Source organism: Aquimarina hainanensis (assembly GCF_042684685.1).
Lineage (GTDB): Bacteria > Bacteroidota > Bacteroidia > Flavobacteriales > Flavobacteriaceae > Aquimarina > Aquimarina hainanensis.
Genome location: NZ_JBHULX010000039.1, coordinates 285970 through 310488, shown reverse-complemented (window position 1 = coordinate 310488; position 24519 = coordinate 285970). Strand labels below are relative to the sequence as shown.

The window sequence follows — 24519 nt, the reverse complement described above, 5'->3', positions numbered from 1 at the left end:
AAAAGCCGGTATGCATACATACCGGCTTTTTTTATTGGCACTGCCAAAGGGTATAATCCCTAAGGTAGTTTACTATTTATGAATGTATAAGGGTATCTGTTACTTCGCCCCCCATTCTTTTAAGGAATCTTGATTTAGTTTTACATAATCATCATTTCCAGCTTTTTTAGCAAGTTCTAGCGATGATTTTGCAGCTTTAATCGCTCCTGCTTTATCTCCGCTAGCAGCATAAATAAGAGATTGTTGTCTCAGGTGCCAAAAAGCAGGCTCTTTTCTCAAAGTAACCGCTTTGTCTATATATTGTTTTGCTTTTGCAAAATCTTTTGTATTCTTATAAAAAACAGCTGCTTGATAGTAATCATTAGCACTAGGTCCTGCTAATACTTTCTCAATACTTGCTATTGCTTTTTTCTTAGAAGGAACCTCAATTTTAAAAGCTACTTCTGTAGTATCCCATACAAAATTAAGTTTCGCGCTATCCATTGTAAAATCACTAAATAAAATCGTGAAGGTCTCCACACTCATTGGTAATGCACTAGCCTTAACAGTTGTTTTCAGTGCTACCTTACTATCATCCCAATTTCTAGGAGTACCCCAGTTAGAAGCATCAGAATAGAATATAACCTCCCAATTCTCTTTTCCAGGTTTTGTAAAAACCGCATACTCTCCTTTTTTTAGTTCTTTCCCTCCTATTTTAACATCATCGCTAAACGATATTTTAGTATTCGCATTAGCACCAGTTCTCCATAATTTATCATAAGGAACCAATCCTCCGAATATAGTACGACCTTTCTTACTGGGTCTAGAATAAGAAACGGTAACATCTGTTAATCCCACTACCTGTTCTATCTTAGAATTCGGGCTAGGTTGTGGCGTTTCAACCTGTGCAGTAGCCCCTAAGCAAAATAGTGATGTGCTTAAAAATAAGACAATTTTTTTCATCGTGTCAAATATTAAAATTAAATGATTTTTATAAAAGTAAGTAATTGGTCTCGGCTGAACTAAAAGTTAACAAAACCTTAAATTAAGGAATGTTATATTTGCTGACATTTTATCTTTAGATATGAGAAGAAAATACATATCCGAGTTCATTGGTACCTTTGCATTAATATTCTGTGGTACAGGCGCAATGACTATCAACGAAGTTACCGGTGGTGATGTTACCCATGTCGGTATCGGGATTACCTGGGGATTAATTGTAATGGCAATGATCTATGCATTTGGAGAGATTTCAGGAGCCCATCTCAATCCCGCTGTAACAATCGCATTCGCTTTTGCCAAAAAATTTGAATGGAGAGAAGTCCCTATTTTTATCATAGCACAAACTACAGGTGCTATTCTGGCCAGTACAATCCTTTTATTACTATTCCCCGAAAGTGAATTTCTGGGAGGTACCATTCCGAGTATTACACCTTTTAGAGCATTTATAATGGAATTAATACTAACTTATTTTCTAATGCTGGTTATTATAAATGTGTCTACCGGTTCCAAGGAAATTGGAATTATGGCCGGTATCGCTATCGGAGGAACCGTAGCCTTAGAAGCTATTTTTGCAGGACCAGTTACCAATGCTTCTATGAATCCGGCTCGTTCATTTGCCCCTGCTCTATTATCAGAACATTGGGAACACCAATGGTTATATTTTATCGCTCCTTGTATCGGAGCACTATTAGCTGTCGGAACGTGCAAACTGACTAAACCAGACAACTGTTGCGTTGACTGCTCATAGTTTGTTTAACAAATAAACGAAATAATTAAACAATTTAGTTGTATATTTGTATGTACTTATGCATGTCTAAATAAGACCGACTGTCTTATCTCAAGATTGTAAGCATTTTTTTACATAGGAGATAATACGTATCTCCTGAACGTATCTAAACATCTAAATTTCTATTCCCAGAATAGAAAGCATATCAAAAATACACTACGATGAAGTTATATCGTTTATCTCAAAAACAGAGATTACCCCTCTCTGTAGAAGCTGCATGGAACTTCTTATCCGATCCTAAAAACCTATCCGTAATAACTCCTGATTATATGGGGTTTACTATTGTATCCGGAGCTGATAGAAAAATGTACCCAGGACAAATCATTCAATATATTGTTACTCCAGTATTGGGAATAAAAAACACCTGGGTAACAGAAATCACACATGTTGTAGATCAGCATTATTTTGTTGATGAGCAGCGATTCGGACCATATGCACTATGGCATCACAAACATTTTATCAAAGAAATTCCCGGAGGTGTAGAAATGGAGGATATCATAGATTATAAACTACCATTTGGAATTCTGGGGCGTTGTATACATCCTTTTATTGTCAAACCAAAATTGGAAGAAATATTCAAGTATCGAAGAAAAAAGCTAATTGATTTATTTGGTACATTTGACTAACTTCGTTTCATTACGAACATATATGTGAACGTATTATTCAATAATGAAACCGGCTTGATTAAAACAACTATCAAAGCCGCTATCTAACCTTTTAAACGATAAAAATAAGCAAATGAAAAATATACTCCTCATTGGTGGAAGCTATGGTATTGGTTTTGAAATAGCATTAAAACTACACAGAGAATACAATATCTTTATCGCTTCCAGAACAGCAGAGAATTTAGGAAATTTAGAAGTAACACACATCCCTTATGATGCGACTAAAGATGAAATAGATATCTCTTTGCTACCAGAAACCATTGATGGATTTGTGTATTGCCCGGGAAGCATTACACTAAAACCCTTCGAACAATTATCACATGAAGCTTTTGAAAAAGACCTTCAGATTAATTTTACCTTCTTAATTAAAGTAATCCATACTATTCTTCCCAGATTAAAAAATGCCACGCAAGCCAGTCTTATCTTTTTTAGTACGGTAGCTGTAAAACTAGGAATGCCTTATCACACCAGTGTTGCTGCTGCCAAGGGAGCCATCGAAGGTTTTGCACGAGCCTTAGCCGCAGAATACGCTCCTAAATTCAGAGTAAACGTTATCGCCCCATCCCTAACCAATACCCCATTAGCCAATCAATTATTGAGCACAGACCTCAAAAAACAAAAAATGAATGACAGGCATCCTTTAGGACGTATTGGTCAAACTACTGACATCGCTAATATTTCCAAATTCTTATTAAGTGATGACAGCAGTTGGATTACAGGTCAAGTTATTGGTGTTGACGGAGGAATGTCGACCTTACACACCCACTAATACCTGTACAGTATTTTCTAAAAACAAATTACCTTTAATTTAATGAAACAAAAAGTAGCCATCCATTGGTTTCGAAGAGACCTGAGATTATACGACAATACCGCTTTGCATCATGCATTATCAAGTGGGCTTCCTGTGATCCCTGTCTTTATATTTGATACTGACATTATATCTGGTCTTCCTGAAGACGATGCAAGAATATCATTTATATACTCCTTATTAAAAAACATTCAGGATACATTAGAAAACACCTTTAGTTCATCAATACATCTTTATCATACTAATCCGGAAACTGCTTTTATACAAATTTGCAACGACTATGACGTTCAGGCAGTCTACACTAATCATGACTATGAACCATATGCCACAGAAAGAGATACCTGCATAGGAAACTTTCTGAAAAGTAAAAATATTTCCTGGCATACATATAAAGATCAGGTTATTTTTGAGAAAGAGGATATCGTAAAAAAAGACAATTCTCCCTATATTGTCTATACCCCTTATAAGAACAAATGGTTAGAGAAATTTGATTCTTCGTTACTAGTGCCATTTTCTATTAAAGGGAACAATTTTGCTTCTATCAAAAAAAAGTTCCCTACACTGACAGAAATCGGATTCAAGGTATCTGACAAAACCGTTACTCCGTATGACCTCTCATCGATACGCATCAACAATTATGAAGAGACAAGAAATTTTCCTGCAATTGCCTCTGGTACATCCAGGTTAGGTCCTTATCTGCGTTTTGGCGTTCTCAGTATAAGAGAAGTAGTTCAAAAAGCAATAGAACAACCTAACAAAACATTCTTGTCCGAATTAATCTGGAGAGAATTTTTTATGCAAATCCTTTGGCATTTTCCACACACTCCTCATAGCGCATTTAAACCAAAATATGATCGGATACCATGGAGAAATAATGAAATTGAATTTGAAAAATGGAAAAAAGGGCTTACAGGATACCCATTAGTTGATGCAGGAATGAGGCAATTACAGCAAACGGGATATATGCACAATCGGGTGCGTATGGTAGTAGCAAGTTTTCTCTGCAAACATCTCTTAATCGATTGGAGATGGGGTGAAGCATATTTTGCAGAAACCCTACTCGATTATGAATTAGCAGCTAATGTAGGGAACTGGCAATGGGCTTCCGGATCGGGAGTAGATGCAGCTCCGTATTTCAGAATATTTAACCCTACTACTCAAATCACAAAATTTGACAAATCACATAGCTACATCAAAACCTGGGTAAAAGATCTGCAAGAACTGAGCTATCCTACTCCAATAGTAGATCATAAAACTGCCAGAGAACGCTGTCTAGAAACCTACAAAAAAGCATTACTCTAAGGAAATCTCCTCTTTACAAACATCCATTGTTACAAAAATGGCTGAATCATTTTTAATGCTGGATTTCTATTATCCTTTTTCCAAATTACCGAAAGGATTGCCTGTTGTCTGATAGCAGGAATCTCTATGAATTTAATATTCATATCAAAACCATGTTGCAATGAAGTAGGAATAATAGCCACGCCCAATTTATTCTCTACTAGTCTAAAAATGGTCTGCGCATGCACTGATTTATGCGTTACTTTGGGATGAAATCCTTTATCCTCACAGATACTCATAATTTTATCGTAATACAACGGACTATAATCCGATGAAAAAAGAATAAAGTTCTCTCCTGCTACCTGATCAATACTTTGAAAAGAAGCTACATCTAATTCGTGATCCTGAGGCAGCACCAAAGAAAAAGTGTCCATATGTACCGTTTTTTTAGCAATTCCTTCAGGTACTCTGTCCAACCGAACAAAACCTATATCCAGGTGATCTTTTAGGATTCCTTCTACCTGATCGTGGTTGGTTGTTTCCTCCAGACTAAACTGTATATCTGGATAGGCATGATTTGCTTTCACCAATAAATCGGGAATAACTGTCTGCATTGCCGAACCAAGAAAACCAATTCGTACCTCCCCTTCACTTCCCTTGTCAATCAATGAAGTTTGTCGAATTGTGAAATCTATGTGATTAAAAATAAATTCTATTTCCTTTTTGAGATAAACTCCCGCAGCTGTCAAGGTTACATTACGCTTATTTCTTATAAACAAAGCTGCCCCCATTATTTCTTCCATTTGCTTAATCTGCCTACTAAGTCCAGGTTGAGAAATAAAAAGGCGTTCCGCCGCTTTCCTAAAATGCAATTCTTCTGCTACTGCCAGAAAATACGTAAAATGACGCAACTCTAACTGATAACCCATAGTTATTAATAATTGATATTATTGGTATTTCTAATTATTAAAAGTAAACATTAATTTAGTGTTTTCAAATATTAATAAAACATAATGGCAACTATATCGAATCAATTTTTATACGGAGAAGGATATCTAACCGCAGGAATAGCTTTGCAAATAGCTAGAAATGAAGTAAAAGGAATTATTTCAGAAGCATCTAGAACCAAAATAAAAGACAATCGACAAGTAGTAGAAAACATAGTAGCAAAAGGAGAGGCTGTATACGGAATTAATACAGGATTCGGTCCTTTATGCACCACTATGATTTCTAAAGAAGAAACCAGAATTTTACAAAGTAATATATTACAGAGTCACAGTGTTGGTGTCGGGGAACCAATAGATACGGAATTAGCCAAGCTAATGCTGATTCTTAAAGTACAATCTTTATCCAAAGGATATTCTGGAATTGCAGAAACTACATTGGACAGAATCTTATGGCATATCGACAATGATGCGATTCCGATAGTCCCTTGTCAGGGATCAGTAGGTGCTTCAGGAGATCTGGCTCCTTTATCCCACTTATTCTTGCCATTATTAGGACTTGGAGAAGTTGTATACGAGGGAAAAAGAATCCCTACTTCAGAACTATTTGAAGCACACAACCTATCTCCTATTGACCTGGGACCAAAAGAAGGGTTAGCACTCATAAACGGAACGCAATTCATTGCAGCACATGCTGTACAGGTAGTTGCCAAATTACAAAGCTGTTTATCACAGGCTGATATTATCGGAGCTTTAATGATCGAAGGCTTACAAGGTTCCATCAAACCTTTCTTTTCGGAATTACATCAGCTAAGAGCCTATAAAGGAAATATTCATGTAGCAGCAAGAATCAAAGCCTTATTAGAAGGTTCGGAGATCATGGAAGATCATGCAGCATGTGAACGTGTACAAGATCCTTATTCATTGCGTTGTATGCCACAAGTTCACGGGGCCTCCAGAAATGCCTGGTTACACCTTAAAGAGTTACTCGAAGTCGAACTTAATTCAGTAACTGACAACCCTATAGTAATAAGTGAAGAGCTTACGATTAGTGGAGGAAGTTTCCATGGGCAACCCTTAGCTATGGCTATAGACTATGCTTGTTTAGCAGCTTCAGAATTAGGAAATATTTCAGATAGAAGAATTTACCTCGCTTTAGAAGGAACTTCTCCCGGAGTTCCAAAATTATTATTGGAGAACACAGGAATCAATTCAGGATATATGATCCTCCAATATACTACTGCTGCTTTAGCTAGTGAAAATAAAGGTCTGTGTTTCCCTTCCAGTGCGGATAGTATTCCTACTTCTTTAGGACAAGAAGACCATGTAAGTATGGGATCTATTGGAGGTAGAAAAGCCCTTCGTGTTATTAACAATCTAGAAAAAATATTAGCCATTGAATTACTAACAGCAGCACAGGCTTTTGATTATAGAAAACCATTAAAATCAGGAACTATTCTCAATGCGGTTCATGAAAAAGTAAGAGAACATGTCAGCTTTGCTGATAAAGATCGTGTATTTGCTATTGATATAGAAAAAGCTATTTCATTAATCAAAGACCAAACTATCTTACGAGTAATCGACGGACTTGACGAAACAGTAAGCAACACTTTAAAAACACAATTTTCTAACGAATTGGACAAGTATTAAAACCATGTATTTTAAATAATTAAAGACTTTTATTTAAACAATACATTTAAAAAAATAAAAATGGCATCATACACATATATAGGTCCGATTTCTCAGTTAATCAGCATGCAGAAACTACCTGTAAAAGGCGCTCTAAAAGATGAAGAATTAGACATCATCCATAATGCAGGTATTTTAATACAGGACAATTACATTCACAGTGTTGGTCCTCATGAAGCAATAAAAGAGGTCGCCGCTGAGGTGAATGCAGAAATCATTCCCATCGAAGGTTCTTATGTATGTCTTCCCGGTTTTATAGACGCACATACACACATCTGTTTTGGAGGATCCAGAGCTAATGACTATGCTATGCGTAATGCAGGGAAATCGTATTTGGAGATCGCAAAAGCAGGAGGTGGTATTTGGGATACTGTTACCCAAACACGAAAATCAAGCCCTCAGGAACTAGAACAAGGTATTATCCACAGAACTCAACGTCTGATACAAACAGGAGTAACTACTGCCGAAGTCAAAAGCGGATACGGACTTTCTATTGAGGAAGAATTAAAAATGTTGCGTGCTATCAAAAACGCAGCTTCCAAAACAACTATAGATCTGATTGGAACTTGTCTGGCTGCACATATGCTTCCCAAAGACTACGAAGGAACACATACCGAATATTTACAAGAGATCAGTACTACTCTATTCCCAATTCTTAGAGAAGAAGGACTAGCAAACAGAATAGATGCTTTTATAGAACAAAGCGCCTTTTCTGCAGATCATATCCACGAATATTTTAGTATTGCCAGAGAAATGGGGTTTGATATTACAGTGCATGCAGATCAGTTTACACCGGGAGGAAGTAAAGTAGCTATTGATTTTAATGCGATTAGCGCAGATCACCTGGAAGCAAGTACCGAAGAAGAAATCAAACATTTAGCAAATAGCGAGGTAATCGCTGTTGCACTACCAGGAGCTTCTATAGGTTTAGGATGTGCTTTTACACCTGCCCGTGCTATCCTCGATGCCGGTGGAGCACTAGCCATCGCAAGTGACTGGAACCCTGGATCTGCTCCAATGGGTGATTTATTAACTCAGGCAACAATATTAGGAACCTTTCAAAAACTATCTAATACAGAAGTATTAGCTGGAATTACCTTTAGAGCTGCTGCCGCATTAAATGTATCTGACAGAGGAAGGCTACAGGAAGGATTCTTAGCCGATTTTTGCCTATTCCCTACAGATAACTACAACGAAATATGCTACCATCAAGGGAAACTAACACCTGATATGGTTTGGAAAAACGGAGCGCAAATCTTAACAAAAAAGTAAGCAATCAATCCCTATAAAAGCTTTCAAAAAAAAGCGGTTATAAAACAATACAACAGAAGAAAATGACATTTAAAGAACAAATATTACAAGGAATTCCTTCTGAATTACCTCAGAAAAAAGAATTAGATGTTACTGTAAATAGAGCACCTAAACGAAAGCAAATTCTAACGGAAGAAGAAAAGAAACTTGCTATCAGAAATGCCCTGCGCTACTTCCCAAAAGACTGGCATCAGGAATTAGCTCAGGAATTCAAAGAAGAGCTGAACGAATACGGAAGGATCTACATGTATCGTTTTATGCCTGAGTACGATTTATACGCCAGACCAATAACAGACTATCCGGCAATAAGTTCTCAGGCGGCAGGAATCATGTTAATGATTCAAAACAACTTAGATCATGCAGTAGCACAACATCCATACGAACTAATTACTTACGGAGGAAATGGAGCAGTATTTCAGAATTGGGCACAATACCTATTAACCATGCAGTATCTGGCAACAATGACAGATGAGCAGACCCTGCATATGTATTCTGGTCACCCAATGGGATTATTCCCTTCATCCAAAGATGCCCCCAGAGTTATTGTTACTAATGGAATGATGATTCCTAACTATTCCAAACCGGATGACTGGGAGAAATACAATGCCCTAGGAGTAACGCAGTACGGACAGATGACTGCCGGAAGCTATATGTATATCGGACCACAGGGAATTGTGCATGGAACAACCATCACTGTGATGAATGCATTCAGAAAAACCCTAAAACCATCTGAAACTCCTGCTGGTAAAATATTCTTAACAGCTGGTTTAGGAGGAATGAGCGGAGCACAACCCAAAGCAGGAAACATCGCCGGATGTATTACCATTTGTGCCGAAGTAAACCCTAATGCAGCTATTAAAAGACATGAACAAGGATGGGTAGATGAACTTGTTGATACCATTGACGAACTGGTAAACAGAGTAAAAATTGCCATTGATAAAGAAGAAGTTGTCTCCATTGCGTATAAAGGAAACGTAGTAGATATATGGGAGCGTTTTTATGACGAAAACATATATATTCACCTGGGATCAGACCAAACATCACTTCACAACCCGTGGTCTGGAGGGTACTACCCAGCGGGAGTAAGTTTTGAAGAAGCAAACGAACTAATTACCAATCAGCCGGAAATATTCAAAGAAAAAGTAGAAGACTCTCTTAGAAGACATGCTGCTGCTGTTAACAAACACACTGCAAGAGGAACCTATTTCTTTGATTATGGAAATGCATTCTTATTAGAAGCTTCCAGAGCTGGAGCCGATGTGATGGCTGATAACGGAATTGATTTCAAGTATCCGTCCTATGTACAGGACATATTAGGTCCTATGTGTTTTGATTATGGATTTGGTCCGTTTAGATGGGTATGTACTTCCGGAAAACCAGAAGATTTAGATAAAACCGATCAAATTGCTATTGATATTATGTCTGAAATCAAAGCAAATGCTCCTGAGGAAATTCAACAGCAAATGCAGGACAACATCACATGGATACAAGAAGCAAAAACCAATAAACTAGTAGTAGGATCGCAAGCCAGAATATTATATGCTGATGCAGAAGGAAGAGCCAAGATAGCAGAAGCATTTAACAAGGCAATCGCTTCAGGAGTGTTAGCTGCTCCGGTTGTACTTGGAAGAGATCATCACGATGTCAGCGGAACGGATTCTCCATATAGAGAAACCAGTAATATCTATGACGGTAGTAAATACACTGCTGATATGGCAATCCACAATGTCATTGGTGATAGTTTTAGAGGAGCTACCTGGGTATCGATTCACAATGGTGGTGGTGTTGGATGGGGAGAAGTAGTCAATGGTGGCTTCGGACTTCTATTAGACGGAAGCCCTGAGGCATCCCGAAAATTAAAGAATATGCTGTTCTACGATGTAAACAATGGAATTTCCAGAAGAAGTTGGGCCAGAAATGAAGAAGCGCTCTTCGCTATCAAAAGAGAAATGGAAAGAACTCCAGAACTCAAAGTAACCTTGCCAATCATTGTAGAAGACAAGCTGTTAAATGATTTATTTTAGCCAAATGACTTTATTTATTGAAGAATAGATTCTATCTTGCCCTAGATAAATCACATATAATTACTAATAAAAAGTATGCTGAACATGTTCAGCATACTTTTCACACATAAGACCCTATCGATGAAAAACTACAGGCAACCTGATCAAACTATTTGGAATGGAAGAACCTCTGAATCAACTTTGTACTTCCATGAAAAAATAAAATGTTTTGATCTAAGCGAAGAGACACTTCCTAAGACTGATGAAAAAGTAATCAGTATATTGGGATATGAATGTGATGAAGGCGTTGCCAGAAACAAAGGAAGGGTTGGTGCAGTTGCCGGTCCTAATGCTATCAGGAAAATGTTAGCTCCTTTATCGAATCACTTTAAAAAGGACACCCAAATATTTGATGTCGGAAATATTATCTGCCAGAATAATGATTTAGAAAGATCACAAAGAAGTGCTTCTGATATTATCAGTTACCTGATAGAAAATAAATCTTTTCCAATCGTACTGGGAGGAGGTCACGATCTGGCATACGCACATTATAATGGAATTAAGAAATGCTCTACTAATAAAAAAATCGGAGTCATTAATCTGGATGCCCATTTTGATTTGAGAACCGTTACCGACAAACCTAACTCCGGAACTCCCTTTTATCAAATTGCCAAGGAAAATGGTAATATTCACTATCTATGTCTTGGTATTCAAAAAGCCTCCAATAACCGGGAACTTTTCGAAACTGCAAAAGCATTAAACGTTCAACACCTAGAAAATACTGAATACACTCTGGAGAATAAGGCTCATGTGCTACAAACGATCAATGACTTTATCAACGAGGTGGATTACGTGTATCTAACCATTGACTTGGATGGTTTTTCTTCTGCCATTGCACCCGGAGTAAGCGCCCCTTCTCCTTTTGGGTTTGGAGTTGCTATAGCTTCAGAAACCATTAAGTGCATATGTGATTCAAAAAAACTAATCAGTGTGGACCTGGTAGAATTAAACCCTACCTATGACATTGATAACAGTACAGCACGTCTGGCTGCCCGACTGATATATAACATTATAGAAACACTGTAACAAAAACCTTAACACCATAAAAGAGGCTATCTGAAAAGTGATTTCAGACAGCCTCTTTTTTCTTGATTGTAATTCTAAAAAAATGTGTTCATCATATAACTACATTTTTTTAAATACAATAACTTCGTTTTTTGAAAAATCACCTATTACCAATAAACTGTTTTTTATACTTATAGCAACCTCTTTGTTTTTCTCTTTTGTATAAACACCAAATCGATCATGAGAATACCCTAATACTTTACCTATAGGTGATGAGCGAAGTCCACAGCCGAGAAAGACACTATTTTCAAAAAAACTATTTTCTACACCATCAAACACTCCTCTAACTCCAGAAGCTATTTTTTTTAAACTACGTGTTTTAAAAGCAAAAAACATTGGATTACCTTCTTGACCATTACATTCTTCTAATTCCCCATTTATAATGTTATCACCACTCTGATTTCTTAAATGTAAAATAGCATTGATTCGATCCTGTGAATCTTCATCTGTAGTTCGTATAACCTTCCAATCCCCTTCCAGAAAATCAATAAATTCTTGGTTTGAATCTAGAGAATCTTGATGTGAATCTGGAAAAACAATACCGCTTTTGGAAGACGATTCTGATTCTAGGTTTTCCAAAAACGCAGTTTCTGAGTTAGCCTCATTTACCTCTGAATTGTGATCAACTATTGAATCTTTAGAACATGAGGTTACAAAGAAAAGAGTAACAGCCATAATTGCATAAATAAATTTTTGTGTTTTCATTAATTTAAATGGTTTTAATATTAATATTCGAATCAAAATTATTATTAAACACTTATTCTATTTCTCTTATTTGTATGAAGAAGTTTTCTGTTTGTATAAAGCTTTATAATCTCTACACAACAGCAATTATTAGAATATAAAACAGCATTCGTTTTATAAATTTATTGAGACAAAGATCGCGGTAGTATGAATAAAACTGCTTCAGACGTCACTTTTATACGCATGGAAGATGATTACACGCATAATGAGCAACTCAAACCAAACTATAACCTACAAACCTGTTTATTATCAATTATACCCTAGCACAAACTACAGCAGACACTACTTACAGAAAGCAGAAACCGAAATAGCACTTATTGCTATGGTACATAATTTTAAAAAAAAAGATGAGTGTAGTAAATCAGGATGGAATATCTATCATTTAACAATCAAAATAAGTTTTCTAAAATTAAAAATTATAAACGAAGAAAATTATAACAAAAAAAGACTGCCTAAAATCATTTTTCAGGCAGTCTTTTTTTAAATATTATAGAAAAATAATCAATCTACTCTGATTATCTTAGCTCCAATAGCCCGCAGACGTTCATCTATATTCTCATACCCCCTATCTATTTGTTCTATGTTATGAATAGTAGAAGTTCCTTTGGCACTTAATGCTGCAATCAAAAGTGAGATTCCTGCTCTGATATCAGGAGAAACCATGGTAGTTGCTTTTAACTGAGATTTAAAGTCATGTCCTATAATTGTCGCTCTATGTGGATCGCATAAAATAATTTTTGCGCCCATGTCAATTAATTTATCTACGAAGAAAAGTCGGCTTTCAAACATCTTTTGATGTACCATCACCTCTCCTCTAGCCTGTGTAGCCACCACTAAAATAATACTTAACAAATCCGGAGTGAATCCCGGCCAAGGAGCATCCGAAATCGTCATAAATGAACCATCGATAAAACTCTCTATTTCATACCCATCTTTATGAGAGGGAATATAAATATCATCTCCTTTCTTCTCCAGGGTAATCCCTAACTTTCTAAATGTATTAGGGATAATCCCCAAATCTTTCCAACTTACATTTTTAATTGTAATTTCACTTTTTGTCATCGCTGCCAACCCAATCCACGATCCAATTTCGATCATATCTGGCAACACCCTATGTTCGCATCCATTAAGTGAAGTTACTCCTTCAATAGTAAGTAAATTAGACCCGATACCTTTAATATTAGCCCCCATAGCATTGAGCATTTTGCACAACTGCTGTAGATAAGGTTCACAGGCAGCATTATAGATCGTAGTTGTTCCTTTGGCCAATGCTGCGGCCATCACAATATTTGCTGTTCCTGTTACAGAAGCTTCATCCAGTAACATGTATGTCCCTGTTAAACCATCAGGTGCTTCTACTCCATAGAAGCGTTCTTCTTTATTATATCGAAAAGTAGCTCCCAGTTTTATAAACCCTTCAAAATGGGTATCCAACCTTCGTCTTCCAATCTTATCTCCTCCCGGTCGAGGAATATATCCTTTTCCAAATCTACCTAACAGTGGTCCTACAATCATAATAGAACCTCTCAAACCGCTTCCCTCTTTCTTAAACTGTTCACTCTCCAAATAAGAAAGGTTCAGATCATCACTTTTAAAAGAATACGATCCTTTTCCCAGTTTTTGAATTTTCACTCCGAGATTACGCAATATCTCTATCAGTTTATTGACATCACGAATGTCGGGGATATTAGATATCGTAACTTTTTCGGGGGTTAGTAAAACGGCACAAAGTATTTGTAGGGCTTCATTTTTAGCTCCTTGAGGAGTAATATCTCCTTTGAGCTGATACCCTCCTTCTATCTGAAAAGTACTCATAAATTTGGTTAGACTTGGTTAGGTTAATAACGCTTTTTACGATTATTGTTATTCTTGTAGTTCTTCTTGTTGTTATTAAATTTCTTTTTCCCTTTTAGCAGATCATTTGCATCACTCAATACCTCATTTTTACCCATCAGGTTCAGTTTTGCATCACTAAGTTCGAATAAGTGAGAAAAAATAGTTTCATCATCCACTACATCTTTATTCCAGCTCAAATAGCACTTTTTCATATGATTGGCAATCGTATACACCAACGATTCTTTTAGCTTTCCTTCTTCCCAACTACAGGCAACATCAATCATTCTCTTGATATTATTACCATAGAATCTATATTTCGGGAAATTCTGAGGATACTCCAAAGGTTCTGGACGTTCTTCTAATTTTTCTTTCGTCAGTACAGGAAATGGTGTATCCACATCCAACTGGAAATTACTCATAATAAATAACTGATCCCATAATTTGTGCTGAAAATCAGGAACATCTCTTAAATGAGGTTGCAAATTTCCCATCACATCAATAATAGACTTCGCTACTTTATTTCTCTCTTCTCTATCCTTAATAGACAAGGCATGATTTACCATTTTCTGCAAATGACGCCCATATTCCGGTATGATCAGTTTTTCTCTTTGAGTATTATACTCTAAATTGCTGTTAATCATTTAATTATTTATATGTGAGACATTCCTGCCTAAGAGGTGTACAGGAATAATTTCTATTCGAATTGCAAAATACTAAAATAAAACAAGTATTGATTAAGATTTCTGAAGTTAATGTCACTTAGCAGATTAAAGTGAAATAACCCCCTCTACTTTTGAAGTCACTTCTTTGTATTTTGATATAACGTGATCTGCATCTTTCAGCTTTACCTGGATTGATACACTTGTATACTTTCCGTTCTTTGACTTTTTAGTAGAGATAATAGCCCCCATATTATCAAAAATATGCTCTACTTGCTTGATCTTATCAGTTGTAGTAGGAACGATAAACTTATATAGATATACACTGGGCCACTCAGAAGTATCTTCTAGCTGTGCCTTTAATTTTTTGTAAAACTCCTCGCTGTTCGGGGTATTGCTCATGCACTCTTTTTTTTGTCAAATATACGTGTTCTTAACGTATTTACAGAATACAAAATATACTAATTGGTATAATGAATAAGGGAATATTTTTAAAATCACTTTTAAATTGCGAAATTTGCACAAATTGAAACCCTTGATTACGAAGAAAATTGTAATAACCGGAGGTCCATCTACCGGTAAGACTACTATTATTAATCATCTGGAAACCAAAGGTAAGACCTGCTATCATGAGATCTCCAGAGCTATTACCCTGGAAGCTCAAAAGCAAAATATTGAGCAATTATTCCTGGAGGATCCTACGCTTTTTAGTCAAAAACTACTCGAAGGCAGAATTGATCAATTCCTGGACGCTGCACAAAAAGAAACTTCCTGCATTTTTATGGATCGGGGAATTCCGGATGTCATCGCCTACATGAATTATATCAACCAGTCAAACCCTAAAAAGTTTATAGAAGCTTGCGACTTATATAAATACGATATGATTTTTCTATTACCTCCATGGAAAGAAATTCACATCACAGATAATGAGCGATATGAAAATTTTGATCAGGCAATCGAAATTCACGAACACTTATTAGAAACCTACAATTCTTTATCCTACGATTGTATAGAAGTTCCTACAGGGACTGTCGAAGAACGATGTGATTTTATTTTAAACAAGTCTATGTAATTCCTGAAAACGATGAGTACTTCCTTAAAAATATTGCAAGAGTTTTGGGAATACGACCGTTTCAGACCGTTACAAGAAGCTATTATTACAGCTGTTTTAGAAGGGAATGACACATTTGCGCTCATGCCTACAGGGGGAGGAAAATCTATTTGCTTTCAGGTACCTGCTATGCAAAAAGAGGGAATCTGTATTGTCATTTCACCACTGATTGCTTTAATGCAGGATCAGGTAGCTCAGTTGCGTAAAAAAGGCATTAAAGCCCTGGCACTTCCCAGTGGGATAAAATACGAGGAACTGGACACCGCACTGGACAATTGCATCTATGGGAATTATAAATTCCTATACCTTTCTCCGGAGAGATTACAGCAAGATATTGTCCAGGAACGTATCAAACTCATGAATGTCAACCTGATTGCGATTGACGAGGCACATTGTATCTCTCAATGGGGACATGATTTCAGACCTGCTTACTTAAAAATTAAGCTTCTCAGAATATTACACCCTACCACTCCAATTATAGCACTGACTGCATCCGCAACTCCTTCTGTACGTACTGATATTATTAAAGAACTGGATTTGTTCGATCCCAAAGTTTTTAAAAAATCCTTTTTTAGAGAAAACCTGTCTTATTTAGTATACAATTCACTGGATAAGAAATATTCTGTAGAAAAAATATTACGGAAACATCCAGGTCCTTCTATTATTTATTTGAGAAACAGAAAAGCTGTAAAAGAATTTTCTGATCACCTCAATCAGGCAGGGCTTCTAAGTACATATTATCACGGAGGGATTGAAACTGCCGAAAAAAACAAACGCTTTGCCCAATGGATGCAGGAAGAAATCCCGATAATGGTTGCCACCAATGCATTTGGAATGGGAATTGACAAAGCCAATGTCCGAACCGTTATTCACTGTCATCTTCCGGAAAGTATCGAAAGTTATTTTCAGGAAGCCGGAAGAGCTGGAAGAGATCAAAAAAAAGCATATGCATATTTGCTAAAAAGTGACCATGACATCGCACGGGTCAAAGATCAATTTATCAATGTATTGCCTGATATCAGCTTTGTAAAACATGTATACAGAAAACTCTGTAATTATTTTCAGGTTTCCTATGGAGAAGGAGAACAGACAAAACATAATTTCTATTATACTAACTTTTGCAAAACCTATCAATTAAACCCGCTACTAGTCTTTAATACCCTGCAATCACTGGATCGATGTGGAATTCTTCGGTTTACGCAGCACTACTCCAAGAAAACAGCAATCCACATTACTGTTACCGGGAATCAGTTATTAAGTTACCTACACACAAATGCTGAACATGCACTTATCACCAAGGCAATTCTAAGAACCTATACCGGTGTTTTTGAAGGAGAAGTACCCATCAATATTTCGCATATTGCATCTCGTACCCATAAAACAGAACAAGAGGTAGTACACACCTTGCAACATTTGGAAAAAGCAGCGCTTATTCATTTTAGCTATAATGAGACCGATGCCGAAATCATTTTTTTAGTTCCCAGAGAAGATGACCGTACCATCAACAGAGTCAGCTCCTACATCTCCGAACAAACAGCTGCCAAAATTAAAAAAGTACAATCCATCATTCAATATATTCAGAATGATTCTATTTGCAGAAGTCAGCAACTATTAGCTTACTTTGGAGAAGACGACTCCCAACACTGTGGTATATGTAGCAACTGTCTAGCCAAACACACAATTTCCAAAAACACGAAAGAAATTAAGGAACAAATCCTATTTTTACTTCAGGAAAAAGAACGCTCTTCCCGGGAACTGACCGATCAATTAGGAATCGAAACTTCGGAAATCCTGAATTGTATTCAGGAACTGGTTTCAGAAGGGGTACTTATTATCAATTCTAACAACAAATATCAATTAGCATAAAGCATCTATGAACACATTACGTATTTTATTCATGGGAACTCCTGATTTTGCAGTGGAAACACTCAAAACGATTATCGCTCACCAGTATGAGGTTGTGGGAGTTATCACCGCACCTGACAAACCTGCAGGAAGAGGAAGAAAACTCAACGCATCTGCTGTTAAGAAATACGCCCAGTCACAATCGCTTAAGGTATTACAACCTACCAATCTAAAAGACGAGCACTTTATTCAGGAGCTTCGTGAGCTAGATGCCAACCTTGCTGTCGTTGTCGCTTTCAGAATGCTCCCCAAAGTAGTTTGGGATATGCCGGCATACGGAACCTTTAATCTCCATGCTTCTTTGCTTCCCGATTACAGAGGTGCCGCTCCTATCAACTGGGCGATCATCAATGGAGAAACAACCACAGGAAATACGACCTTTTTTATAGACGAGAAAATCGATACTGGTCATATTATCCTTCAAGAAGCAGTCTCTATTCAGGAAACTGATACCGCAGGGGATTTACACGATACATTAATGGTACAGGGAGCAGGACTGGTTATCAAAACTCTTCAGGCTATAGAAAGAGGTACAGTAACTACCACCCCACAACCCATGAATGAAAACCCAAAAACAGCGTATAAACTACATCGGGATAATACCCGAATAAACTGGGAGCAACCAATAGACGTCATCTACAATCTAATCAGAGGACTCAGTCCTTACCCTTCTGCCTGGACTTTATTATCTAATAAAGAAACAGAAGTAGCTGTTAAGATACGTCAGGTAACCAAAGAATATGCAGACCATACACACACCAATGGAATCATTATTGTAGCCAATAACAAAATCAAGGTTGCCGTCACAGGAGGGTATATAATTATCAACATCTTACAACTTCCTGGAAAAAAAGCCATGGAATCAAAAGCATTATTAAATGGATATCATTTTGATGAAAATGCCAAAATGATATAAAGCCTATATTACAAGTTTATTAGGAAATTACTAAAAACCTTAATTGTTTATTAACAATCTATCCTAGTTATCAACAAAACCTTGTATTTACTGGGGTAATCCTTGCACAAATGAGAATTCCGTATAAATTTGTAGAGCATTTAATAAAAATTGGTTTAACCAACAATTAATTTAAAAATAGAATTATGAACAAAACAGAATTAATCGATGCAATGGCAGCTGACGCTGGAATTACTAAAGCAGCAGCTAAAAAAGCTTTAGAATCTTTCTTAGGTAATGTAGAAGGATCTCTAAAAAAAGGTGATCGTGTTTCTTTAGTTGGATTCGGATCTTGGTCAGTTTCTAAAAGAGCTGCAAGAGAAGGAAGAAACCCTCAGACTGGGAAAACTATCAAGATAGCTGCTAAAAACGTTGTGAAGTTCAAAGCTGGTGCAGATTTACAAAATTCAGTAAACTAGTCAGTTAATTTATGATATTATAGAAAAAGCCCCTCCAAAGGGGCTTTTTTTTATTCAAAACTATACAAAAAAATATAACAACTTCTTTGATTTTTAGAAATAATTAACTAGTTTAGAATAAACATTGACCTCATATGATATCCCTCCAACCACAAAAAGGCCATTTATTAATCGCAGAACCTTCCATTTTAGGAGACGCTTCCTTTAACAGGTCTGTGGTGCTATTAGCGGATCATGGGAATCAGGGATCTATTGGTTTTATTATGAATAAACCCATGGGATATTTCTTATCAGACCTGATTCCTGAAATAGAAAAAGAATTTACTGTATACAAAGGTGGTCCTGTAGAGCAGGACAACCTATACTTTATACATAAAATTCCTGACTTGATTCCCAATAGTGTCGAGATTTCCTGTGGTATCTACTGGGGTGGAGACTTTACTATTGTTTCTAAGCTTATTATTGAAGGTAAAATAACCCCTAATGAAATTCAGTTTTTTCTGGGATATTCCGGATGGGATGCGCATCAGTTAAGTGAAGAATTAGAGGCAAATTCCTGGGTTATTGTAGAAAACAACTATAAAATGAATATTATAGGAAAATCCTATGAAACCTTCTGGAAAGAAAAGATGGTAGAACTTGGCGGAGAATATCTTATTTGGTCCAATTCTCCCGAAGATCCCAGTTTTAATTAATTCCCCAATCGTATTTTCGTATTCAGAATTCCTAACAAGCGTTTACTTACCTTTACTTCGAATTCTTTCTTCCTGAACTTGGTAATTGGTCTGATTCCCTGAATCACATTGGTAATAAACAACTCATCTGCTTTCTGTAACTCAAAAGGAGAAACAGAAGCTTCTTCCAGCTGATATTCCGGTAATTTTTCCAGAATGCGTAACAACTGTGTTCTCAGTATTCCTTTTAAACAACCATCTGCAATCGGAGGTGTTTTGATAACATTGCCTTTTACTACAAATAAATTCCCATTCAGAGCTTCGATCACCATTTTATGATGATTCAGTAACAAACAATTATCAAAACCATTTTCCTGGGCAAAAACTCCTCCTAATACATTGACAATTTTATTATTTGATTTCAGGGTTGATAAGATATCTGCAATGACATAATGATCTTTAAATAAAGCTACCTCATATGCTTCATTGGTAATTGTATAAAAAGGAGTGGTCACTGCAGCACTCGTCATCACATATTCGATTTCATTAGAAGCGGGCGTATATAAACCTCCGGCTTTTCTGCTTACAATAATCTTCACGCGGGCAGCAGCCGTATGGTGTTCATTCTCAGTGATAAGCTTGGTAATTTCTTCCTGTAGAAACTCAGGAGTAAAACTCATAGGGATTTGCATTCTCATAATTCTCATAGAAGCCATTAGCCTAAAGTAATGATCCTCCCAAAAAAGAATTTTTCCTGCATTTACACGTATGGTTTCAAAAACAGCATCTCCATAGGCATATCCGCGATTATCTACCGTTAATGATGCCTCATGATCATTCCATAATGTTCCGTTAATATTGATCATAAAAAAACCCCTTAATTAGTTTAATAATTATCGGGGGCAAATATACATTTTTTTATAGCATAGAAATTAGGCTGAACCTAAAACATGTTTTAAGTTACTAATCATGTTTTCCCATAGCATTTTATTTTCTTCCATTTCATCCTCTTCGGTATGATCAGTAATCATCAGAGAAACATCTTTTGTAATTTCATCAACCTGAATCCTCATTTCGAAAAAATAATCATTTCCTTCTTCTTCATCCTCAACCCACTTAAATTTCACCTTCTCTCCTGCTTTCTTACTCAATAATTTAGCTGCTTCTTCAGAATCATCCCATATAAAAGTAAATAGCTCTCCACGAGAATTTACATTATCTGCAAACCATTCCGAAAGCCCGGATGGTGTAGAAATATATTGAAATAATAATTGCGGCGAAGAATGCACCACAAATTCAAGCTCATATTTAATCTTTTCAGCCATATTATAATTTGTTAGAATGCCAATATATACATTAATTACCGACTTTAAAAGTATTTAAAACAAAATAATTTTTCAATTATTATTTGCACGATTGTTTTTTGTTTTTATATTTGCACCCGCGTTACCGAAACAACGGCAAACAAACGGAAATGGCGAGATAGCTCAGTTGGTTAGAGCGTCGGATTCATAACCCGGAGGTCACGGGTTCAACTCCCGTTCTCGCTACTAAAAACCTCTTGAAATCAAGAGGTTTTTTTATATCTATACATAACCTTCCTCCTCCTCTGATAACATCTTACACAACAAGTATTTAAACAATATTCCACCTTACTAAATCATTATCAATAATTGCTTTTTACATCCTTTTGTCATCTATTTTATGTAGGTTTAGATCATGTCAAGTATTCGGATATAGTAACATTTGTACCTTTTGATACATTGTATACTGTACTATTTCACTAACTTTAATACTATATGGAAGTAATCTACATCATCTCTATTGTCGCATTTGTAATCATCATTCTTTATAATTTATTTGTGACCAGTGCGAATCTTTTCTCTATTATTTCTTTTTGTTTTAAAATTAATTCGGTAGCACATTACTGGAGTGATGTCAAAAAAGCCAATGTACATGCCAGGTCTATCTACAGTACCATTATAGGACTCGTCATCGCATTAATCGCTTATCTCATTATCAGTCCTGTCATTTTTTTTAGAAAATACCTGTTTAGCACTAAGTCAGGCACCGATTATTTTAGTAATGTTCAAAAAGATAAGATTCTTCTTTTTGTACAGCATCTCAAAGAAAGTCTTCCCAAGGCTACACAATACAATTATCAGATTCCCCTTGATAAACTATTAGAAGGAATACCACCTAACACTACATTAAATCAGCAGTTACAGCTTATCGCAGATAAGATGTGTGTACATTTATTACTAGATAAACCCATCAAGGTAATGACAATTAATACTGTTGATGCCGGAAAATTTGAGCATATCAATGGGATGAATTGTATTTTTATCAATGGAGACCAATCAAAGCATAATATCCACCAAAAATACGCCATCCTGGCGCATGAAATTACTCATTACTACTTAGAACATCACAATATCAGAATGGCAAATACCAACGAAAATGAATTTCTTACAGAAATCTGTGCTGTTTATGTAGGATTTGGTTTTATCATGTTGGATGGGTATGATTATGTAAAGACCGCAGATCAATATAATAAGGTTGGCTATGTAGATGCTAAGGTCTTACTAGAAGCGATTATACAAGTAGCTTATGTTCGTAGACAAAATCCATTTCACATTGTCAAAAATCTGGGGATTCCTACTCGTTTTATTGCCAGAATAAAACTAAAAGCACTTATACAGGAGTATAAAGCTTTTCAAAAGAAAAAGCAATAATCGCGGTACTAACACACCTATATTTCATAGTTTATAATCCCTATGAAATATAGGGGCGTATTTTATTAGTAGCCGATTACATACTACAATTTCCATTCTTTAAATCATCTAAAGACGGATCAAACTGATTCGCAGTTATAATATGATCCGAAGGGAAGTTATTTGCTGCTAAGGTCGTTACACCACAAAAATCACTCAATTGATCATTATATTGTATATATACAGCCTTCCCTACAGTGGTTAACCGATTGAGCCCATCTAATGATTGTAAGGAAGTATTTCTATCGATAATCAGTGTTTCCGTTACTTCTTCCAGCTTTGATAAACCTGATAAAGAGTATAGTGCTGGATTCTCTCCTATTTCCAGTCCTGATACAGAGATAACCTTCCCAAACCCATCTATCTTTTCTAATTTTTCATTCTGTTCTATAACTACTTTCCCATTAATTTGTGTAACATTATGTAAGCCTTCTAAATTAGGTAATGACGGGTTCTTACGAATATTGACCACAGTTGACTCTTTCGAGAAAGCTGATAAAGTAGTTACATTGCGCAATCCATTCAGGGAGTTCAACGCGGGATTCTCATTAATATCAACATACGTCAGGGAAGTAATTTTATTTAATGCATCTATTTCTAGAAGGTTTTCGTTACTCCATATCTGTATTCCCTCTTCTATGGTTTCTAAATTCTCAATCCCTTCTAAGCTCATCATTGATTGGTTACTATTAACCAGAAGGCGATCAATTTCTTTTAAGCCTTCTAACCCTTTTAAGTTTTTTAACTGGGGGTTCCCAAAAACCTGAACACTGCGCCCTGTTGTGGTAATATTATGCAATCCCTGCAGATCTATCAATGCGCTATTACTACCTATTTCTATAAACCCTCGCAAAGAAGTAATCTTGGAGAAACAATTAACATTGGTAAGCAGCGGATTGGAAGACACTCGTATCGATTCTATTGAGTTGAGATTCGCCAGGGCAGAAATATCTTCCAGCATCGCATTATCATATACTACACAAACCTTTACTGTAGTGACATTCTGTAGCCCTTCCAGCGTCTTTAAGGCATCATTTTTTACTACCTGCAAATTCCCGGTGATTGTTTTCAAACTTGATAAAGCAGCTATATCCGTAATCTTATCCCCTTCCTCTGTATATCCGATATGTAAATTTCCGGCAATCGTATTGTATTTATTCGCTGCAAATGCATCTACTTCTTCCTGAGTCTTCAGATTTACTTCTCCTGAGAACACCTCTTCTTCATCCTTGATCTGTATATTGATCTTACTTTCCTTTTGTGCTGTTCCGTTAGCTACTTTTACAACTCCTGTAATCGTAGTAGTCACCTCATAATCATATATGGTTTTGTTTTTTACATATATCTTTCCGGTACTTTCTTCAATTGTAAAAGCATCTGTTATGCTTTGAGAAATGATCGAGAATTTTACTTTTCCCTGATTTGTACTTCCTGTAACCATTCCGATCAATGCTCCTTCCTCCGGATTCTCTTTAATCGAAAAAGACATGTCCTCTGTCGTTACTGTAATCGAAACCTCCTGATCTTCTACTGAATTATCATCACTACACGAAACCACTACCAGCAACCCTATCAACAGGCCCCACAAATGTATTTTTTTTTCCAACATATTTTTTTAATTACAATCTATAGTATAATTGTCACAACAAAACAAAATGTTACTATAGCATTCCTTTTTTAACGAGCTAAAGATACATTAATCAACCAATTAACAAAGAAGTTTTATCAACGGTCGTATTAAAGTTACAATTACCTAATAAGCTTTCTGAATGTACATTACTCAGCGTGCGTGTAGATAAAAAAACTCTTATATTTTAGTATCTTTATAACAATTATAAGTATTGTACG

At 36.2% G+C, this 24519-nt stretch carries 24 protein-coding genes and 1 tRNA gene; 16 read left to right on the top strand and 9 right to left on the bottom strand.

Annotated features, from left to right (window positions below; translation table 11 throughout):
• Nucleotides 1-99 precede the first annotated feature (99 nt).
• On the bottom strand, nucleotides 100-942 hold the full coding sequence (locus tag ACFSTE_RS17365) for a DUF2911 domain-containing protein (protein ID WP_176030396.1): 843 nt from the start codon (nucleotides 940-942) through the stop codon (nucleotides 100-102).
• 121 nt (nucleotides 943-1063) lie between these two features.
• Here ACFSTE_RS17365 and ACFSTE_RS17360 point away from each other — a divergent pair, with 121 nt between their 5' ends.
• The 4 genes from ACFSTE_RS17360 to ACFSTE_RS17345 all read left to right on the top strand — a co-directional run bounded on the left by ACFSTE_RS17360 (nucleotide 1064) and on the right by ACFSTE_RS17345 (nucleotide 4543).
• Nucleotides 1064-1729 (top strand): MIP/aquaporin family protein, encoded by a 666-nt coding sequence (locus ACFSTE_RS17360; RefSeq protein WP_176030397.1) that lies wholly within the window; start codon nucleotides 1064-1066, stop codon nucleotides 1727-1729.
• Between the two features lie 200 nt (nucleotides 1730-1929).
• Nucleotides 1930-2394, top strand: a complete 465-nt coding sequence (locus ACFSTE_RS17355) for an SRPBCC family protein (protein WP_176030398.1) — start codon at nucleotides 1930-1932, stop codon at nucleotides 2392-2394.
• 112 nt (nucleotides 2395-2506) lie between these two features.
• Nucleotides 2507-3202, top strand: a complete 696-nt coding sequence (locus ACFSTE_RS17350) for an SDR family NAD(P)-dependent oxidoreductase (RefSeq protein WP_176030399.1) — start codon at nucleotides 2507-2509, stop codon at nucleotides 3200-3202.
• 42 nt (nucleotides 3203-3244) lie between these two features.
• Nucleotides 3245-4543 (top strand): cryptochrome/photolyase family protein, encoded by a 1299-nt coding sequence (locus tag ACFSTE_RS17345; RefSeq protein ID WP_378254650.1) that lies wholly within the window; start codon nucleotides 3245-3247, stop codon nucleotides 4541-4543.
• A 29-nt stretch (nucleotides 4544-4572) separates the two neighbouring features.
• Here ACFSTE_RS17345 and ACFSTE_RS17340 read toward each other — a convergent pair whose 3' ends face one another.
• Complete coding sequence (locus ACFSTE_RS17340; protein ID WP_378254648.1) at nucleotides 4573-5451, bottom strand: LysR family transcriptional regulator; 879 nt, start codon at nucleotides 5449-5451, stop codon at nucleotides 4573-4575.
• A gap of 84 nt (nucleotides 5452-5535) precedes the next feature.
• On the opposite strand from ACFSTE_RS17340, the gene hutH reads away from it, so the two are divergent.
• From hutH to hutG, 4 genes are all read left to right on the top strand, one after another.
• Complete coding sequence (gene hutH / locus ACFSTE_RS17335; RefSeq protein ID WP_378254647.1) at nucleotides 5536-7116, top strand: histidine ammonia-lyase; 1581 nt, start codon at nucleotides 5536-5538, stop codon at nucleotides 7114-7116.
• Nucleotides 7117-7176: 60 nt separating this feature from the next.
• Complete coding sequence (gene hutI, locus ACFSTE_RS17330) at nucleotides 7177-8427, top strand: imidazolonepropionase (protein ID WP_378254645.1); 1251 nt, start codon at nucleotides 7177-7179, stop codon at nucleotides 8425-8427.
• A gap of 62 nt (nucleotides 8428-8489) precedes the next feature.
• A complete protein-coding gene (locus tag ACFSTE_RS17325; RefSeq protein WP_176030404.1) occupies nucleotides 8490-10490 on the top strand; it encodes a urocanate hydratase in 2001 nt (666 codons plus the stop codon).
• Between the two features lie 120 nt (nucleotides 10491-10610).
• On the top strand, nucleotides 10611-11555 hold the full coding sequence (hutG, locus tag ACFSTE_RS17320; RefSeq protein ID WP_176030405.1) for a formimidoylglutamase: 945 nt from the start codon (nucleotides 10611-10613) through the stop codon (nucleotides 11553-11555).
• A gap of 99 nt (nucleotides 11556-11654) precedes the next feature.
• Here hutG and ACFSTE_RS17315 read toward each other — a convergent pair whose 3' ends face one another.
• Nucleotides 11655-12299, bottom strand: coding sequence for a hypothetical protein (locus tag ACFSTE_RS17315; protein ID WP_378298307.1), 645 nt, complete (start codon nucleotides 12297-12299; stop codon nucleotides 11655-11657).
• 229 nt (nucleotides 12300-12528) lie between these two features.
• Here ACFSTE_RS17315 and ACFSTE_RS17310 point away from each other — a divergent pair, with 229 nt between their 5' ends.
• A complete protein-coding gene (locus ACFSTE_RS17310; RefSeq protein WP_378254641.1) occupies nucleotides 12529-12822 on the top strand; it encodes a hypothetical protein in 294 nt (97 codons plus the stop codon).
• Between the two features lie 17 nt (nucleotides 12823-12839).
• Here ACFSTE_RS17310 and murA read toward each other — a convergent pair whose 3' ends face one another.
• From murA to ACFSTE_RS17295, 3 genes are all read right to left on the bottom strand, one after another.
• Nucleotides 12840-14153, bottom strand: coding sequence for a UDP-N-acetylglucosamine 1-carboxyvinyltransferase (gene murA, locus ACFSTE_RS17305; RefSeq protein ID WP_176030409.1), 1314 nt, complete (start codon nucleotides 14151-14153; stop codon nucleotides 12840-12842).
• Nucleotides 14154-14176: 23 nt separating this feature from the next.
• Nucleotides 14177-14815, bottom strand: a complete 639-nt coding sequence (locus ACFSTE_RS17300; RefSeq protein WP_176030410.1) for a DUF4290 domain-containing protein — start codon at nucleotides 14813-14815, stop codon at nucleotides 14177-14179.
• A gap of 126 nt (nucleotides 14816-14941) precedes the next feature.
• Entirely contained in the window at nucleotides 14942-15235 is a 294-nt protein-coding gene (locus ACFSTE_RS17295) for a DUF493 family protein (RefSeq protein ID WP_176030411.1), read from the bottom strand.
• Between the two features lie 133 nt (nucleotides 15236-15368).
• On the opposite strand from ACFSTE_RS17295, the gene ACFSTE_RS17290 reads away from it, so the two are divergent.
• The 5 genes from ACFSTE_RS17290 to ACFSTE_RS17270 all read left to right on the top strand — a co-directional run bounded on the left by ACFSTE_RS17290 (nucleotide 15369) and on the right by ACFSTE_RS17270 (nucleotide 19918).
• Nucleotides 15369-15905, top strand: coding sequence for an AAA family ATPase (locus ACFSTE_RS17290; protein WP_176030412.1), 537 nt, complete (start codon nucleotides 15369-15371; stop codon nucleotides 15903-15905).
• 12 nt (nucleotides 15906-15917) lie between these two features.
• Nucleotides 15918-17810, top strand: coding sequence for a RecQ family ATP-dependent DNA helicase (locus ACFSTE_RS17285; RefSeq protein ID WP_176030413.1), 1893 nt, complete (start codon nucleotides 15918-15920; stop codon nucleotides 17808-17810).
• 7 nt (nucleotides 17811-17817) lie between these two features.
• Entirely contained in the window at nucleotides 17818-18765 is a 948-nt protein-coding gene (gene fmt, locus ACFSTE_RS17280) for a methionyl-tRNA formyltransferase (protein WP_378254638.1), read from the top strand.
• Nucleotides 18766-18950: 185 nt separating this feature from the next.
• The gene (locus tag ACFSTE_RS17275) at nucleotides 18951-19223 is read left to right on the top strand and encodes an HU family DNA-binding protein (RefSeq protein WP_176030415.1); all 273 of its coding nucleotides are present in this window, start codon (nucleotides 18951-18953) and stop codon (nucleotides 19221-19223) included.
• A gap of 134 nt (nucleotides 19224-19357) precedes the next feature.
• Nucleotides 19358-19918, top strand: a complete 561-nt coding sequence (locus ACFSTE_RS17270) for a YqgE/AlgH family protein (protein ID WP_378254636.1) — start codon at nucleotides 19358-19360, stop codon at nucleotides 19916-19918.
• Here the strand turns inward: ACFSTE_RS17270 and ACFSTE_RS17265 are convergent.
• Both ACFSTE_RS17265 and ACFSTE_RS17260 read right to left on the bottom strand, forming a co-directional pair.
• On the bottom strand, nucleotides 19915-20763 hold the full coding sequence (locus ACFSTE_RS17265; protein ID WP_378254634.1) for an aminotransferase class IV: 849 nt from the start codon (nucleotides 20761-20763) through the stop codon (nucleotides 19915-19917). The genes ACFSTE_RS17270 and ACFSTE_RS17265 overlap by 4 nt on opposite strands.
• A 66-nt stretch (nucleotides 20764-20829) precedes the next feature.
• Nucleotides 20830-21222, bottom strand: a complete 393-nt coding sequence (locus tag ACFSTE_RS17260; protein WP_176030418.1) for an START-like domain-containing protein — start codon at nucleotides 21220-21222, stop codon at nucleotides 20830-20832.
• 151 nt (nucleotides 21223-21373) lie between these two features.
• Between ACFSTE_RS17260 and ACFSTE_RS17255 the strand changes: the two genes are divergently transcribed.
• Together ACFSTE_RS17255 and ACFSTE_RS17250 are read left to right on the top strand one after the other, a co-directional pair.
• Nucleotides 21374-21447: transfer RNA gene (locus ACFSTE_RS17255), tRNA-Met, on the top strand.
• Nucleotides 21448-21696: 249 nt separating this feature from the next.
• Nucleotides 21697-22632, top strand: coding sequence for a hypothetical protein (locus tag ACFSTE_RS17250; protein WP_176030419.1), 936 nt, complete (start codon nucleotides 21697-21699; stop codon nucleotides 22630-22632).
• Nucleotides 22633-22708: 76 nt separating this feature from the next.
• Here ACFSTE_RS17250 and ACFSTE_RS17245 read toward each other — a convergent pair whose 3' ends face one another.
• The gene (locus tag ACFSTE_RS17245) at nucleotides 22709-24259 is read right to left on the bottom strand and encodes a hypothetical protein (protein ID WP_378298305.1); all 1551 of its coding nucleotides are present in this window, start codon (nucleotides 24257-24259) and stop codon (nucleotides 22709-22711) included.
• Between the last annotated feature and the right edge of the window lie 260 nt (nucleotides 24260-24519).

Coding starts and splice junctions, on each gene's coding strand:
- ACFSTE_RS17300 (WP_176030410.1), bottom strand. CDS start 14,815: ATGATTAACAGCAATTTAGAGTATAATACTCAAAGAGAAAAACTGATC.
- ACFSTE_RS17270 (WP_378254636.1), top strand. CDS start 19,358: ATGATATCCCTCCAACCACAAAAAGGCCATTTATTAATCGCAGAACCT.
- ACFSTE_RS17310 (WP_378254641.1), top strand. CDS start 12,529: ATGATTACACGCATAATGAGCAACTCAAACCAAACTATAACCTACAAA.
- ACFSTE_RS17265 (WP_378254634.1), bottom strand. CDS start 20,763: ATGATCAATATTAACGGAACATTATGGAATGATCATGAGGCATCATTA.
- ACFSTE_RS17295 (WP_176030411.1), bottom strand. CDS start 15,235: ATGAGCAATACCCCGAACAGCGAGGAGTTTTACAAAAAATTAAAGGCA.
- ACFSTE_RS17365 (WP_176030396.1), bottom strand. CDS start 942: ATGAAAAAAATTGTCTTATTTTTAAGCACATCACTATTTTGCTTAGGG.
- ACFSTE_RS17345 (WP_378254650.1), top strand. CDS start 3,245: ATGAAACAAAAAGTAGCCATCCATTGGTTTCGAAGAGACCTGAGATTA.
- ACFSTE_RS17260 (WP_176030418.1), bottom strand. CDS start 21,222: ATGGCTGAAAAGATTAAATATGAGCTTGAATTTGTGGTGCATTCTTCG.
- murA (WP_176030409.1), bottom strand. CDS start 14,153: ATGAGTACTTTTCAGATAGAAGGAGGGTATCAGCTCAAAGGAGATATT.
- hutI (WP_378254645.1), top strand. CDS start 7,177: ATGGCATCATACACATATATAGGTCCGATTTCTCAGTTAATCAGCATG.
- ACFSTE_RS17325 (WP_176030404.1), top strand. CDS start 8,490: ATGACATTTAAAGAACAAATATTACAAGGAATTCCTTCTGAATTACCT.
- ACFSTE_RS17315 (WP_378298307.1), bottom strand. CDS start 12,299: ATGAAAACACAAAAATTTATTTATGCAATTATGGCTGTTACTCTTTTC.
- ACFSTE_RS17350 (WP_176030399.1), top strand. CDS start 2,507: ATGAAAAATATACTCCTCATTGGTGGAAGCTATGGTATTGGTTTTGAA.
- hutH (WP_378254647.1), top strand. CDS start 5,536: ATGGCAACTATATCGAATCAATTTTTATACGGAGAAGGATATCTAACC.
- ACFSTE_RS17250 (WP_176030419.1), top strand. CDS start 21,697: ATGGAAGTAATCTACATCATCTCTATTGTCGCATTTGTAATCATCATT.
- ACFSTE_RS17355 (WP_176030398.1), top strand. CDS start 1,930: ATGAAGTTATATCGTTTATCTCAAAAACAGAGATTACCCCTCTCTGTA.
- ACFSTE_RS17360 (WP_176030397.1), top strand. CDS start 1,064: ATGAGAAGAAAATACATATCCGAGTTCATTGGTACCTTTGCATTAATA.
- ACFSTE_RS17340 (WP_378254648.1), bottom strand. CDS start 5,451: ATGGGTTATCAGTTAGAGTTGCGTCATTTTACGTATTTTCTGGCAGTA.
- hutG (WP_176030405.1), top strand. CDS start 10,611: ATGAAAAACTACAGGCAACCTGATCAAACTATTTGGAATGGAAGAACC.
- ACFSTE_RS17285 (WP_176030413.1), top strand. CDS start 15,918: ATGAGTACTTCCTTAAAAATATTGCAAGAGTTTTGGGAATACGACCGT.
- fmt (WP_378254638.1), top strand. CDS start 17,818: ATGAACACATTACGTATTTTATTCATGGGAACTCCTGATTTTGCAGTG.
- ACFSTE_RS17275 (WP_176030415.1), top strand. CDS start 18,951: ATGAACAAAACAGAATTAATCGATGCAATGGCAGCTGACGCTGGAATT.